The organism is Actinomyces sp. 594 (assembly GCF_019325145.1).
Lineage (GTDB): Bacteria > Actinomycetota > Actinomycetes > Actinomycetales > Actinomycetaceae > Actinomyces.
On record NZ_PIZC01000045.1, the window covers coordinates 75,904 to 90,119 of the forward strand.

Sequence of the window (14,216 nt, forward strand, 5' to 3'; positions counted from 1 at the left end):
CGACAGGAACTGCCCGCGCCGAATCACGCCGCCGTCCGATGGCAGCATGATCCACCGGATCGCGCGGGCAACCGCCGAGCCAGCGGAAGATGGCACAGCACTAGCCGGATGGGTATTGGGAAGAAAATGAGCAGCCGCCGTATGCCGGGCGCGGGGACAGCGACTGGGGGCACCTTCAACGTGTTATGGCACGGCGGCGAGCTGGCCTCCGAGCGGGTCCGCGGTACCGTGATGGACGCGGTCGCGATCCTCAGGCGCCTGGGCGTGGACCCGCGGGTGCGGATGACAGCGGGCGACCATGAGGGCTCCCACGGAAGGCCCTCCGGCGGCCGCCCCGCCCAGGCCGCATCGGCCACTCCCGCCGCCGGCCGGCACGCGGAGCCGCGGTGGGCGGACACCGTGCTGGTGGTAGACGACGGCGCGCGCTCCCCGCAGGCGCTGACAGCGCAGCTCCACGCCGCTGCCAGCGCCGGGCCCCACGTCATTTTGTGCACATTCGGCGCGGGCCGAAGACCGCCTGGCGGAGCGCCCGGCAGTGCCACCCTGGACGCGGAGGAGCTGGCTCACGCGCGGCTGGACGTGGTGGAGCTGAGCGGCTCCGACGGGGCGCTCCTGGCGGCCGCGTGGCTGGCCCTGGCCGAGCGCGCCGAGGGCCCGGCAGACGGCGCGGGCGGTGACCAGGCCCTCGCGGCTGCGCGCTGAGCCCCGGCGGATATCCCGGCGGATCGGGGGCGCTACCGGACTTCGTCGTCGGGACCAGGCGCGGGGGCCGGGGGGACCACGCGGCCGCCACGAGCGGACGGCTGCGCTTCCCGGGACCTCGCGGGACGCGCGGTGGCGAGCATGAAGGCCACGATGATGCCGATGACGGCACCCCCAACAACCCCGGCCGCCGCATAGCGGAAGGTCGAGGGGGCCTGCGTCACCGCCCCGTCCTGGGCCGGGCTGAGCAGGGCCAGGCTCACCGGGTAGTCTTCACCCTCCAGCGCTCCCAGATCGTTGGAGGCGTGCGCGACGACGGCGTCGGCCACGGCGATGGCGACCTCCGAGGAGGGTGCGGACACCTGGATCTCGATGGCCGGGGACTGGGTGACCCGCGTCGCCGAGATCCAGGCGGCCACCTCCGTCGGCGTCTGGGTCAGCCCGAGCTCCTCAATAACCTCCTGGGCCACGGCGGGTGAGGTGATCACCGGCAGGAAGCCATCGGTGGCGGAGTCGGCGACGGTGGCGGCGTAGGAGTAGCCACTCATGCCCTCCTCGGGGTCTACCTGCACCTGCACGTAGGCCATCGAGGTGGCGGTGTAGGTGGGGTCGGTGGTGGCCGCCAGCACGCCCCCCGCAACCCCGCCGACCACCGCCAGGGCGATAATCCAGGCCAGGCCTCGGCGCACGAGGGTCAGCAGTTCCTGCATTGCTTTCAGATCCTTTGCGATCGTCGATGGTTCAGCTGCGGTGGGGCCTCAGGCGGCCGAGACCGAGTTGCGCGCCGCAGGGGACTGCAGCGCGGAGGCGAGGGCCGCGCACACCTGCGCCGCATCCGCGTTGCTGAGCGCCAGGTGCAGCGGCAGTGTCAGCTCCGTGGAGTAGAAGGCGAAGGCGTTGGGGAAGTCCGCCACATCGAAGCCCAGGTCGCGGTAGGCCGTCAGCAGCGGCAGCGGCTTGTAGTGGACGTTGGCGGACACGCCCGCCTCGTACAGGTCCGAGATGACCCGGTTGCGCTGTTCCACCCCGGCCACCGGCAGCGCGGCGATCGCCAGGTGAGCGCTGGAGACCGCGCCGTCCCCGGCGTGGTCCAGCAGTGTCACACCGGTGCCCGCCAGCCCCTCGGCGTAGAGCGCGAGCAGCTCACGCCGGCGCTCCAGGGTCTGGGCGTAGCGGTCCAGCTGGGACAGTCCCAGCGCCGCCAGCGTGTCCGGGAGATTGCACTTGTAGGCGGGGGCGATCACGTCGTACTCCCAGGAGGCGCCCCGCGACTTGGCCAGGGCATCCTTCGTCTGGCCGTGCAGCGAGTAGGTGCGCACCCAGCGCTCCAGCGCCTCCCGGTCAGTGGGCAGGTCGCGGCGCCAGGTAAGTGCTCCGCCCTCCGCCGTCGTGAGGTTCTTGACCGCGTGGAAGGAGAACGCGGTCAGGTCCGCCAGCGAGCCGACGGGAAGGGAGTCCAGGCTGGCGCCCAGTGAGTGCGCCGAGTCGGAGATGATCACCGGGCGCCCCAGGGCGGCACCCAATCCGGTGTCGATGCGCCCCCTGCCGGCCAGCAGCGCGGCCAGCGGGCGGGAGTCGAAGGGGATTCCAGCCAGGTCGACCGTGATCACGGCCCGGGTGCGTGGCGTGACCGCAGCGGCGATGCGCTCCACGCTGGGGAACGGTGAGCCGGGCTCGGAGTCGACCATGACGATCTGCGCGCCTACGTGAGCGATCACGGATGCGGACGCCGTGTAGGTGTAGGCGGGGACAACCACCTCATCGCCCGGGCCGGCGCCCGCCGCGCGCAGCGCCAGCTCCAGTGCGGCGGTGGCGGAGCTGAGCGCCACCGCGCCGTCGGTGCCGCTGAGCTGGGCCAGTCGCTCCTCGAAGCGGCGGCCCACGGGCCCGGAGGTGATCCAGCCCGAGCGCAGCACCTCAACCACGGCGTTGATGTCATCGTCAGTCAGCGTGGGCGGGGAGAAGGGAATCATCGCAGCGCCTCCGCGGAGTCGGGGACGCGTAGGCCGGCCGCGGCAGAGCCTTGGGACGCCGCCTGTGGCGCTTCAGCCAGTGGGTCCTCTCCCACCGCCCAGGCGTGCATCTCCTCTACCGCCTGCGTCGCCTCCTGCTGCACACGCACATGACTGACGAGCGGGTGGAAGGGGCGCTCGCCGTGCTCGGAGTGGGCCACCAGGTCCTCGGAGAGCTTCTCGCCCGGGCGGAGCCCGGTGAACTCGATCTGGACATCCTTACCGGACTGGGCGATCAGCCGCTGGGCGACGTCGACGATCTTGACCGGCTCACCCATGTCCAGCACCATCGTGTCGCCGGGGCGCCCGAATGATCCCGCCTGCAGCACCAGCTGGCAGGCCTCCGGGATCGTCATGAAGAACCGCTCCACATCCGGGTGGGTGACGGTGATCGGACCGCCCTCCTCGATCTGGCGCTTAAAGGTCCACAGCATTGAGCCGCGCGACCCGAGCACGTTGCCGAAGCGCACCGACACGAAGCGCCTGCCGCACTCCAGCGCGGTAGCGGTGGTCATGCGCTCGGCGAGGAGCTTGGTGCGGCCCAGCACCGAAGTGGGGTCGGCCGCCTTGTCGGTGGAGATGTTGACCAGCGTCTGCACGTCATACTTCAGGGACAGCTCGATGACGTTACGCGATCCCAGCACGTTGGTCTTCCAGCCCTCCTCCGGGTACATCTCCAGCATCGGCAGGTGCTTGAGGGCCGCGGCGTGGAAGACGACCTGCGGGCGGTGCTCGGCGAAGACCGCCTCGAGCGCGTCCCGGTCGCGGATATCGCACAGGACCATGTCACGGGTGTCGAGCAGACCCTTGCCGTAGATGTCCAGCTGCACCGAGTGCAGCGCCGACTCGTCCCGGTCCAGCAGCAGCAGCTCCTTGGGGCCGAAGCGGTGAATCTGCCGGGCGATCTCGGAACCGATGGAGCCGCCGGCGCCGGTAACCAGCACGGTGCGACCGGAGAGGTAGCCGGCGATCTGGGAGACATCGGTGTGGATCTCACGGCGGCCGAGCACCTCGGCCAGGTCGATCTCCCGGATGTCAGAAATCTGCAGGGTGCGGTTGGTCAGCTGACGCACCGGCACGATCGTCATCACGCGGATGCCGTGCTCAGCGCAGCTCGTGGTTACCTGCTTGAGCCGGTCGGCGGGGAAGTCCGCCACAGCGATCACCACGGTCGCGGCTGACAGGTCCGCGCAGACGCTGATGAGGTCGTCAACGGTTCCGCGCACCGGGACGCCCAGGATCCGCAGGTTGCGCTTGGTGGGATCGTCGTCGACCAGGCCCACGGGGGTGAAGGGGGAGGCGGCGTCGAACTTGGTCAGGTGGATGATCTGCTCACCGACTCGGCCCGCGCCGACGACGACGATCGGCGCCTGGTCGCGGGCGACGCGCTGGTAGTACTGGGAAGCCTGGTACGTCGTCATCAGCCGCATGGCGAAGCGCACCGTGAGAGCCGCCAGCAGCGCCAGGGCGAAGGTCGCGGCCAGCGTGAGCGTGCGCAGGGGAGTGGCGGTGGCTGCGGCCCAGCCGGCGGCCACCACCAGCATGACCAGGGCGGATACGCCGAACTGTGCCGCTACGGCCGTGGCCTCTTCGAAGGAACCGGCGGGGTAACGGCGTCGATACGTAAGCAACCACAAGTAGCCCAGGCACAGGCTGACCGCGCCGGCGAGCGCGGAGAGGGCCAGCAGGCTTAGCGCGGCGGGTGAGGCGAAGGCGTCACCGTGCAGCCGGCAAGCCACGAACGCGGCGAGCAGCCAGAAAAGCGTGTCGATGATGGGCAGGAACAGAGGTTGGCGTTCAGGGGATGATGTGTTCGGTCGCATGAATGGTCACGTACCTCTCGGCTGGAGACCGACCCAGGGCTCAGGGCGGCACCCTCGCGACTGCGGCAACGTCGAACCCGCGGAGCTAAGGCGATTCCGGCACAGCGTCGACGTCAGGGAAGCGGAACGAGGGCCGATAACATTTAAGACGTAAAAGCGGCGGGGGTCAAACACCAATCGTTTGACGGACACGGCTCGCACAGGTCAGCATGGAGCCAGGTCATCGCAGACTGGCGCCCTGAACCCGTCTGCGCCCTGCAGCGATGACACGTGAGGAGAATCTCTGTGTCTACCGCCTCTCCGGCCGGACGTAACCTGACTCGGGGCCTGCCCTGGGTGCTGGTCGGGAACGTCCTGTACATGCTCTCCGCGGCACTGCTGACCCTGGTGCTGCCGCGCATCATCTCCGTGGCCGATTACGGACTGTGGCAGCTCTACCAGCTGTATGTCATGTACTTCGGCTACGTGACCTTCGGCTACACCGACGGCGTCTACCTGCGGCTCGGCGGCAGGCGGTGGGCGGACATGCCCGGCCCGCGCCTGTCTGCGGGCCTGATCAGGCTCTTCCTGATGGACCTGGCGGCCTGCATCGGCCTGGCGGCTTGGGTGTGGGCCTCCGCTCCGGAGCAGCAGCGGGCCGTGATCCTGTTGCTGGCCGGTCTGGGCGCCCTGTTCTACGTGCCGCGCACTCTGGTGACCGTGATCTTGCAGATCGCCGGCAGGGCGCGCGCATTCGCACTCGGGACGGTAGTGGAGCGGCTGGTGACTTTCATCGGCGTCGGCGGTGCGCTGCTGGTAGGTGTGCGCGAGGTGATCGTGTTCATCGTCTTCGACGCACTGGGTAAGGCCATGGGACTGGTGATCGCGGTGCTGATCGCACGCGGGGTGTTCCTGACGCGGCCCGACCTGAGCTGGCAGGCCACGCGGGAGTTCCTGGCGGACTGCGGGGCAGGCATGTTCGTGCTGGTGTCCAACCTGGCGGCGGCGCTGATCACCTTCGTGGTGCGCTGGGCGGTGGAGGACCACTGGGGCATCGAGATGTTCGCGCAGGTGTCCCTGGCCTTCCAGTTCACCACCATGTTCATGGTGCTGGTCAACTCGGTCTCCATCTCCGTGTACCCGCAACTGAGCAACCTTGACCGCGCCCACTACGCGGGTGCTTATGCGGCTCTGCGCTCGCGGTTCGTCACGCCGCTGGTGCTCATGCTCGGCCTGTACTTCCCGCTGGCCTGGGTGCTGCGCCAATGGCTGCCCAACTATTCGCAGGCGATTTTCTTCCTGGCGCTGCTGTTCCCGCTGAGCGTGTACGAGACCAAGAGCCGGGGACTGTCGGTGGTGTTCCTCAAGGTCATGCGCCGGGAGCGGCTGATGGCGCTGATCAACGTCGTTTGCCTGGGCCTGGCCGTGATCGGCACGTGGTGGACGGTCTACCTGTGGGGCTCAGTCACGGCTGCCGTGTTCTTGATCGCTGTGGTATCGGCGGTCCGCTCGATCGCCTCGGAGGTGCTGATCAACCGCCTGATCCGGGTGCCAATCCTCGCCGACACCCTTACCGAGCTGCTGGTGTGCGCGGTATTCCTGGCGGTGGTGGCGACTGGCGGTACGCCTGTGGGGCTGCTGGCGGTATACGCCACCCTGGGGCTGTACGGATACGTGCACCGCGATGCCCTGCCGGGTTCGGGTTCGCGGCGTCGCGGTAGGCACGTCGCTGGTTAGCGAGTACTGCCGGGACTGTGTTGTCTTCCTGCTTCCGGGGTTGTTGAGTCCTGTGGTTTGCGGGGCGGTTGGGGCTCGTGGGTTCTTCTGGGACGTCGGTACGTTGATCGTTGCGGGGGTGCCTGCGCGTTGGCGGGTCTTAAGGTTTTGGGTTGTGGCGATCGTGCTCGGGGGTCGTTTCGGGGATGACGAGGTCGTTCTCGGGCGTGCGAGGTCGTATTCGACCACCCGCCGCCGACCGAATACGACCTCATTCGCCCCACACCCTCCACATCGTGGAGGGTTTCGGGCCCACGAGGACGTTTTCGCCGCACTGGGGACGTTCTCGGGCGTGTGAGGTCGTATTCGCCGCGTGGGGGACGTTCTCGGGTTGGTGAGGTCGTACTCGGCCGGGCGCAGGGGGTCGTTTTGGGGCTGATGAGGACGTTCTCGAGCTGGCGAGGTCGTATTCGCCGCGTGGGGGTCGTTCTCGGGCCGATGAGGATGAAGGCGTTCCTCGCCGCACATGGGGCAAGGAAAGCCTATCGTCATGGTGAAAATGGGCCCTTCCGGATTTGCGGGAGTGGAGGCGGCGGTGCCTGGCGCGGGTCGCGGTGCACCCCGGGATGCGCCTACCTGCCGCTTGGTGCCGCTCGCAGGGAAGAAGGCTCGCCGACCGCAGTCGGCCCCTGCCGGCCCCGGCGGGCCGCTAACTCGGTCTCGCGTAGGAGTGCGGCGGCCAGGGACAACGTCGTCACCGCTCCAAGCGCCACCACTACGCTGGGCGTTAGCCAGCTGGCCAGGAATCCGGTCGCGCTGCCCCGGGGTGCCCACAACAGGGTCGGCACGATCATGAGCTTCAATCCGTTACGCAGCGGCTGTCCCTTGATCAGGTTGCACGCCCAGATACATACCGCTCCGTACACGGCGCCGCCCAGCAGCACGCCCGCGTAGCCGTAGTCGTAGAACAGCTCGGCGATGAAAGAGCTGCCGGTGCCCCGGCCGGTCAGGTACTGCGGTCCCAGCAGCGTGTAGGCGAAGGCATGAGTGAAGGACCCGCCGTTCAGAGCGTGCTCCACGGTGTTGCCGTGGTAGACCTGGTACCCCAGCAGCCGGGCGGGCAGCCCGGAGTGCAGGAATTCTCCCGTGTACCAGTCCCTGGGAATGAAATCCGCGTAGGTGTACGCGTTGCGCACCACCGTAGAGCTCACCCCCTGGCCGTACAAGAGCTGCAGAACCGGGTTGCGGCCCGCGGTATCAGAGGCGACCGCGCCCACACCCCGCGCCGACTCCACGGCGGTCAGCACGACTGCGACCAGCGGCACCGCGACGGCGCCGGCGATCCGGCCGATCGCGCCTATGCGCCAGGTGCCCGACGGATCTTGGCGTGCGCGCACTATCCAGTAGGCGAGGATGATAACCAGGCCGCCGACAAATGTGCCGCGCTGGCCGGTCAGCAGGCTGAGGAACAGGTAAGCCGCCCAGCCGGTAACTGCAGCCGTCACTTCGCGTCGCGGCGGGAACACCCCCAGGTGAATCGCCAGCATCAGGGGCAGCATCACCTCAATGCGGCGCAGTCCATACATGGATCCGGAGGCGTCCTCCAGATCGGAGAACTCGGTGTAGTAGGACAGGTAGCCGTTGGCCAGCACATAGCGGGCCCGCAGCCCCACTGAGATCAGCGACAGCACGAGCGTGGCCCAGAACAGGAAACGCACAATCGACGGGTCAGCCAGCACCGTGGCTCCGCGGGCGTCCAGGGCCGCGCCTGCGCGGCCGCCGCCGACGGCGCGGTCTGGACCGTGCCGGTAAGCGCGGCCGCCGCCAACGGAATCTGTGGGCGCATCGGGGCCGGGTGCAGACTCGCCACTCCGGAGCAGATGTCGTGCGCTCCCGCGCCATGCCTCCGTGGCCGTGGCACCCAGCATGATGCCCAGCAGGCTCAGTGCCAGGCACAGTTGCAGGTGCTCGGTCTGCCCCGGCGGCGCCTGGGTGGTCTCATACCGGAAGAAGTCGATCGTGATCTCGCGTCCCAGCAGCAGCAGGAAGAAGGAGACCAGGAAGGCCGCCAAGATGGTGCGACTGGCCATCCTGGCGGCGGCGAACAGGAACGCATTCAGCCACAGCAGCAGGATCAGCGTCCAGGCCACGGAGGCCTGCGTCGACAGCGCCAGGGCCACTACCACCAGGTTGCTGAGCGCCCCGACCACCACGATCCCGGGCCGCCGCCGGGCAGGGACGGCGCGGCGCCTAGACCGCCGTCGTCCCCCGCCTGCGGTGCCGGCAGGCATACTGCCGCCACCGGCCGCTGCGTCCGCAGCCGCCACGGCACCGTTCGCCGCCCTCATCTGCGTGCTCATGCCCGCCCCTGGCCGAGGCCGCGCGGTTTCACGGGGCCGGCAGGCGCGGCTCCGAGCAGGCCCGCCAGCTCGTTCGCGAAAGCGGTGTACAGGGTGCCCGCGTCGCAGCGTTCCTCCCAGGTCCGCCGGGCGCCGGTGCGCAGCTCGGCGTAGGCGTCCTCGTCCAGGCCCGCGATCTCCTCAACGGCGCTGCGCACCTGCTCCGGCGTCGGATCTGCGGGCAGCAGGATGCCGTTGACCCCGGTGCGTACCAACTCGCCGGTGCCGCCTACGTCGGTGGCGACCACCGGTATACCCGCGGACAGCGCCTCCATGATGGACACGGGCACGCCCTCGGAGGCGGAGACATTGACGAGCAGGTGGCGCGGGGCGCGCACGTATTCCTCGACCAGGTCGGCGTTGCGCACAAAGCCCCGCCACGTGAGCGTCACATTGTCCCCCAGTTTCTGGGCGGCACGCGCCTCGATCTGCTCACGGAGCTCACCCTCGCCGAAGTGATCCCATTGGATCGGCCGGGAGCTGCCCGCCAGCGCGTCGACGAGCAGGTCCAGACGCTTGACGGGCACGATCGTGGAGCAGGAGACGATCCGCAGCCCGTCCGCGCGCCTCGGCACGGCAGCGGGGACCCCGTGATCAGTGGTTCCCAGGCGGGAGACAACCGCCTTGCCCGCCGCCTGGGGGTGCCGTCCCAGAAGGTAGCGCAGACCGTGATCGGCAACCAGGTAGATACGGTCCAGGCCTGCCACGGTCTGCTCGCGCAGGGGCAGGTAGCCGCGCGGGGAGTGCTCCTCGTACAGGTCAGCACGGTGAGCGCGAGCCACGGAGACGGAGCGGCGGAAGCGACGGCGCAGCCTGGCAGCCATATAGGGCTGGTAGGCGAAGCGGTAGGAGTAGAAGACCACCTCATCGTCCGCGGCCGCACCCACCGAATCCAGGATCCGGTCGATCTGGCCGGCCTCGTGGCGGGCCCGGCTCAGGAATATGAACAGGGTCACCACCTGGGCGGGCGCCAGCCGCCGTCGGCGGGCCAGGTCAGCCAGCTCCCGGTACAGGTTGGCATCGCCCAGTACCCGCAGGGAGCCCAGCAGGTAGAACAGGCGGGAGCGGAAGGGAATCGGGTGCGCGTGCATACCCTCCGGCAGCGGCCGCACCGTGGCCCGCTGGTCCGCGCGCACTGACAAGGACATGATGTCCACGCGATCGAAACCCGTTACGTACTCCAGCTCGGTGGTCAGGAAGGGCTCCCAGTTCCCGAAGGGGAAGGCATTGGCGAGGATGACTAGCCGCTTCATCACGCCTCCTGCAGATTGAAGGACACCTGGGCGGCCAGGGCGGCCGCCCGCTGCTGGCACTGCGGCAGGTCCTGGCCGCGCACCACCACCTGGCCCAGGCAGTCGTTGGAGGAGGTGAAGCCGTTGAGGTGGTCACCGGGGCCGCGGAAAAGGGATAGGTCCTGGACCCAGTCGGGCAGGTCTCCGGGTACGGACACCGCAGTGACCGTGCCGTGGGCGTCGGGATCGGTGAGCATCAGTGCCAGGGCGGCGCCGGGCCAGGGCTCGCACCGGGCCCAGGCCTCCGGCACGGCCAGGTCCAGGGCCTCCCGGGCGACCAGCTCGTAGTAGTCCAGCCCGTGCACGGCGCTCATCAGCTCTGGCAGGCCGTTGGCACCCGCCCGACCCGTCAGCTCAATGACGTAGACCTGGCCGTCGCACGCCATCAGGTCAATGTTGACGGCGCAGTCCTCCAGCCCGAGCGCGCTGATCGCCGCAGCGGTGACGGTGCGCGCCTGGGCGGCCAGCTCGGAGTCGTCGAGCGGCACGTGGTGGCCGATGGGGATCGGCAGGCCGCCGTCGGCCAGGTCGTCGCCGTGAACGGTTACATGCAGGACCTCACCATTGTGGACGAGCGCCTGCGCACCGAACTCGCGGCCGTCCAGGAAGCGTTCCACGATCACCGTGCCGTGCCGGCTGAGGGACTGGGCACGGTCGAAGGCTGCGCGTGCCTGGGCGGCGGAGCCGACCTTGAATACGCCGGCGGAGCCCTGCAGGTCTGCGGCCTTGACCATCGCAGGCAGCCCGACGGCGTCCAGCGCGGCGGCGAGCTCCTCCGGCGCTGATACCTCCCTGAAGGGGGCGGTGGGCACGCCTCGCTCCGCCAGGCGGCGCTTCATGGCTAGCTTGTCCATACACAGGCGGGCGGCCGCGCGGCTGAGCCCGCGCAGCCCCAGCTCGTCCACCACCGCTCCCAGCGCCTCCAGGCCGGTGTCCAGGCAGCTGGTGGCGACGGCGTCGACGCCGGCCATGCGGGCCTCGCGGGCAACCGCGTCCGGGTCCAGCAGATCCACATCAATGGCCTCGTCGGCCTCCTTCAGGCCGGGCGGCGGGCCGGCGGTAAGGCTGGCGACGACGGCGGTAGCGCCCAGGCGCTTAACAGCACGGATCAGCCCGAGCTGGCCGCGCCCGGCCCCGATGATCAGTACGCGCCGCCCGCGGGCCGGCAGCTGGCCCTCCTCCGGCGGTGCGGCGGACACGGCGGACGGCGCCGCAGGATCGACCTCGATACGGATCAGGTCGCGCGCCTGCTCACAGGCGGCGACGGCGGTGGCGCGGTCGGGGCCGGAGGCGACGACCACGCCCAGGCGATCCGTGCTCGAGTGCAGCGGGGTAATCTGCTCGCCTGGCTCGGCCAGGGTAATGACGGCTTCCACTCCCGGCACGGTGCGCGCGGCTTGAACGCCGGAGAAGGCACGCAGCACGCCCTCGGGGGCGGTCAGGAAGCGAATAGCGGCAGCGCGTCCGGAACTGGCCGGCACCTCGATGCTCTCACCGCAGGCCTGCCGCAGCACCAGGCCAATGAAGTCGATGCCAGTGGATCCGGGCACCAGGTGGGAGGAGACGAAGTCCCCGGCCATCCGTGAGCCGAACTCGATGAGCACCGGCCCGGAATCGGTCAGCATCATCTCCACGTGGGCGGGTCCGAAGTGCATGTCGACGGCGGCCAGGCACTGGGCCACCAGGGAGTGCGCCGCGGCGAGGGTATCGGCGTCCAGGTCCGCGGGCTGGGTGTGCCCAGTCTCAATGAAGTGCGGGCTGCCGGTGGTGTCCTTGTCCGTGGTGGCCAGCACGTGGTAATCGCCGTCTACGCACAGTACCTCGCAGCTGATCTCCCGGCCCACCAGCAGTTCTTCGACGATCACGGCCGGTTCCTTGGAGGGTGCCAGGGCGTACTCGAGCGCACCGGGCAGATCGGCCTCGTCATTGACCTGTACCACGCCGCGGGAGCCGGAGGAGTCCAGGGGCTTGACGATGCAGGGCAGGCCCACGTGGGCCACGGCTGCACGCAGCTCATCGAGGTTGGTGGCCAAGGCGAAGCGCGGGTGGGACACGCCGGCCCGCGCGACGGCCTGCAGCATGAGGGCCTTGTCAGTGCAGGCGGCCGCCGTCTCCGGTGAGACCGCGGGCAGTCCGTGGGCCTGGGCGACGGCGGCGATCGCCCGCACCGGCCGGTCCGTGCCCACGGAGGTGACGCCCGCCAGCTCACGCTCACGCGTCAGGGCCAGCAGCCCCTCGACGTCGGTGGTGGAAACGGCGGCGAACTCGTCGGCGAGGGCGGCGCCGGGAACGTTCGGGTTGGCGTCGACGACCAGCGTGCGCATGCCCAGGCTGCGGGCTTTGCGGATCATGGGTACTTGGAGCGGGGACCCGCCCAGAATCAGCACCGGTGGGCGGGCATCCCGGGAGTTGGTGGTGCCGGCGGCGTCTGCCTGCGGCGCGGGGGCGGAGAGGGGCTCAGGGGAGGGCATGGACTGGAGTCTCCTGTCAGTGGCTGGTTATAGGGGCCGGGAAGCTGGGCGGTTCAACGTGAGGCGGGAGCAGGTGTCCGCTCGGGTTGGGGCTGCTCGGCTTGCCTGGTCCCGGAGCCGCCCTTGGCGTCTGAGTACACCGACTTACCCGTCAGCACGGTCTGAATGGTCTTGAGCACGATGCGCACGTCCAGGCCGAGGGACAGGTGATCCACGTAGTAGCAGTCGGCCGCGTAGCGCTCGGGCAGAGTCGTGGAGTTGCGGTAGAAGGCCTGGTTGTACCCGGTGATGCCGGGGCGCACCGTCAGGCGCCGCCGCTCGTCGTCTCCCATTTGGTCCAGGGGCTTGGTGGCCAGGTTGGGGCGCGGCCCGATCAGGCTCATGGTGCCGTTCAGGACGTTCAGGAACTGGGGGACCTCGTCGATCGAGGTGCTGCGCAGGAAGCGGCCTACCCGGGTGACCCGTGCGTCGTTGCGGGAGGCGACCGACGAGGAGTCGGCATTGCGGATGTCCGGGGCACCTACGGACATGGAGCGGAACTTGAAGATCCGGAATGGGCGTCCCTGCCGCCCCCAGCGCTCCTGCCGGTAGAAGACGGGGCCGCCGTCGTCGAGCTTGATGGCGGCGCCCACGCCCACCGTCAGCACCCCTAGGAGCGGCATGACGGCCAGGGCCGCGGTTACGTCGAGCGCGCGCTTGCCGTGGCGGGCGTAAAAGGTCTTGGGATGACTCCAGGTGTTCAGGGTCGCCTGGTTTGCCATGGTTTTCCCCTTTCAGCGGCTTCACCGGGCGTGGCGCGCGGGGAGGCTGCTCAGGAAGTAGTTCTCAGGAAACTGGTCAGCAGCGGTCAGGTGTCAGGAGGCGTCTCAGGAGGAATCCCGAGCGCTGGGTGGTCAGGAACAGGTGCAGCAGAAGGTAACGGTCAGGAACAGGTACGCGATAAGCCTAGCCGTTATGTGGGGTGCGCGCACGGCGCATCTGTGAGAGATTAAGCGCCCAGCGCCTGGTCCCGGGCGATGGTCGCCTCCACGCCGTCGACCACGGCGGCGGAGAATCCGGCCCGTTCGAGCGCCACCAGGCCGGCCACCGTCGTCCCGCCGGGGGAGGAAACGGCGTCAATCAGGTCCGCGGGGCTACGGCCGCGCTCGCCGCCGGAACGGGCTGTCTTCGCGGCCTCCGCCTGTATGGTCAGCGCCGAGCCCAGCACCGCCTGCGTGACGATCTCCACGGCCTGCGCCTTGGGCAGGCCGGCCGCCACGCCGCCGCGTGCCAGGGCATCGATGAACTGGAACACGAAGGCGGGGGAGGAGCCCGCCAGGGCGGTGAATGCCGAGAAGTCGCGCTCGGCCAGCAGCAGGGTGCGGCCCACACTCGCCAGCAGGGAGCGAGCCGTCTCCAGGTCAGTGTCGGTGGCTGCCGTGCCCGCAGCCAGGGCCGTCATGGACTGGCGTACGGCGGCCGCCATATTCGGCATGGCCCGAACCACTCGGGCGCCCGGCGGCAGCATCTCCGCCAGGCGCTCGGTGGTGAGCCCCGCGGCGATCGAGAGCACCAGGGGACGGTGCTGCGCCAGCGCATCGGACAGGGGGGCGAGCACGGCCGGCACCATGTGTGGTTTGACGGCGAGCACCACCACGTCACTGGCCGCCACCAGGTCTGCGGCCGCCTTCACATGCCGCGCCCCGGTGGCCTGGGCCAGGTGGGCGGCGGAATCGTGGGCGCTAGTCAGTAGCAGGTCGGTGGTGGGAGTTCCCGCCGCGATGGTTCCCCGCACGATCGCGCCCGCCATGTTGCCCGCACCGATGAAGCCGTAGACCGTCAT

Annotated in this window: 10 protein-coding genes; 2 read left to right on the forward strand and 8 right to left on the reverse strand. The window is 69.5% G+C overall.

Annotation, left to right across the window (positions count from 1 at the left end; translation table 11 throughout):
• Positions 1–126: 126 nt before the first annotated feature.
• A complete protein-coding gene (locus tag GZ998_RS07500; RefSeq protein ID WP_219109483.1) occupies positions 127–702 on the forward strand; it encodes a hypothetical protein in 576 nt (191 codons plus the stop codon).
• Between the two features lie 32 nt (positions 703–734).
• On the opposite strand, the gene GZ998_RS07505 is transcribed toward GZ998_RS07500, so the two are convergent.
• Genes GZ998_RS07505 through GZ998_RS07515 form a run of 3 tightly spaced genes read right to left on the reverse strand, consistent with a single transcriptional unit; the run spans position 735 to position 4,537 of the window.
• Positions 735–1,412, reverse strand: coding sequence for a Wzz/FepE/Etk N-terminal domain-containing protein (locus tag GZ998_RS07505; protein ID WP_219109484.1), 678 nt, complete (start codon positions 1,410–1,412; stop codon positions 735–737).
• A gap of 48 nt (positions 1,413–1,460) precedes the next feature.
• A complete protein-coding gene (locus tag GZ998_RS07510; RefSeq protein WP_219109485.1) occupies positions 1,461–2,675 on the reverse strand; it encodes a DegT/DnrJ/EryC1/StrS aminotransferase family protein in 1,215 nt (404 codons plus the stop codon).
• The gene (locus GZ998_RS07515; RefSeq protein WP_219109486.1) at positions 2,672–4,537 is read right to left on the reverse strand and encodes a nucleoside-diphosphate sugar epimerase/dehydratase; all 1,866 of its coding nucleotides are present in this window, start codon (positions 4,535–4,537) and stop codon (positions 2,672–2,674) included. Before GZ998_RS07515 ends, GZ998_RS07510 begins: the two co-directional genes overlap by 4 nt.
• Positions 4,538–4,822: 285 nt before the next feature.
• On the opposite strand from GZ998_RS07515, the gene GZ998_RS07520 reads away from it, so the two are divergent.
• Entirely contained in the window at positions 4,823–6,253 is a 1,431-nt protein-coding gene (locus GZ998_RS07520) for a lipopolysaccharide biosynthesis protein (RefSeq protein ID WP_162678685.1), read from the forward strand.
• 611 nt (positions 6,254–6,864) lie between these two features.
• Here the strand turns inward: GZ998_RS07520 and GZ998_RS07525 are convergent.
• The 5 genes from GZ998_RS07525 to proC form a co-directional block, all read right to left on the reverse strand.
• Positions 6,865–8,592: an O-antigen polysaccharide polymerase Wzy family protein gene (locus GZ998_RS07525; protein ID WP_162679359.1), complete on the reverse strand. Its 1,728-nt coding sequence runs from the start codon at positions 8,590–8,592 to the stop codon at positions 6,865–6,867.
• Positions 8,589–9,884, reverse strand: a complete 1,296-nt coding sequence (locus tag GZ998_RS07530) for a glycosyltransferase (RefSeq protein WP_161924439.1) — start codon at positions 9,882–9,884, stop codon at positions 8,589–8,591. The genes GZ998_RS07525 and GZ998_RS07530 overlap by 4 nt, the downstream gene beginning before the upstream one ends.
• Complete coding sequence (locus GZ998_RS07535; protein ID WP_162679358.1) at positions 9,884–12,394, reverse strand: ATP-grasp domain-containing protein; 2,511 nt, start codon at positions 12,392–12,394, stop codon at positions 9,884–9,886. The genes GZ998_RS07530 and GZ998_RS07535 overlap by 1 nt, the downstream gene beginning before the upstream one ends.
• A 53-nt stretch (positions 12,395–12,447) precedes the next feature.
• On the reverse strand, positions 12,448–13,155 hold the full coding sequence (locus GZ998_RS07540) for a sugar transferase (RefSeq protein WP_162679357.1): 708 nt from the start codon (positions 13,153–13,155) through the stop codon (positions 12,448–12,450).
• A gap of 227 nt (positions 13,156–13,382) precedes the next feature.
• Positions 13,383–14,216 (reverse strand): pyrroline-5-carboxylate reductase, encoded by an 834-nt coding sequence (gene proC, locus GZ998_RS07545; RefSeq protein WP_162679356.1) that lies wholly within the window; start codon positions 14,214–14,216, stop codon positions 13,383–13,385.

Coding starts and splice junctions, on each gene's coding strand:
- GZ998_RS07500 (WP_219109483.1), top strand. CDS start 127: ATGAGCAGCCGCCGTATGCCGGGCGCGGGGACAGCGACTGGGGGCACC.
- GZ998_RS07505 (WP_219109484.1), bottom strand. CDS start 1,412: ATGCAGGAACTGCTGACCCTCGTGCGCCGAGGCCTGGCCTGGATTATC.
- GZ998_RS07510 (WP_219109485.1), bottom strand. CDS start 2,675: ATGATTCCCTTCTCCCCGCCCACGCTGACTGACGATGACATCAACGCC.
- GZ998_RS07515 (WP_219109486.1), bottom strand. CDS start 4,537: ATGCGACCGAACACATCATCCCCTGAACGCCAACCTCTGTTCCTGCCC.
- GZ998_RS07525 (WP_162679359.1), bottom strand. CDS start 8,592: ATGAGCACGCAGATGAGGGCGGCGAACGGTGCCGTGGCGGCTGCGGAC.
- GZ998_RS07530 (WP_161924439.1), bottom strand. CDS start 9,884: ATGAAGCGGCTAGTCATCCTCGCCAATGCCTTCCCCTTCGGGAACTGG.
- GZ998_RS07535 (WP_162679358.1), bottom strand. CDS start 12,394: ATGCCCTCCCCTGAGCCCCTCTCCGCCCCCGCGCCGCAGGCAGACGCC.
- GZ998_RS07540 (WP_162679357.1), bottom strand. CDS start 13,155: ATGGCAAACCAGGCGACCCTGAACACCTGGAGTCATCCCAAGACCTTT.
- proC (WP_162679356.1), bottom strand. CDS start 14,216: ATGACGGTCTACGGCTTCATCGGTGCGGGCAACATGGCGGGCGCGATC.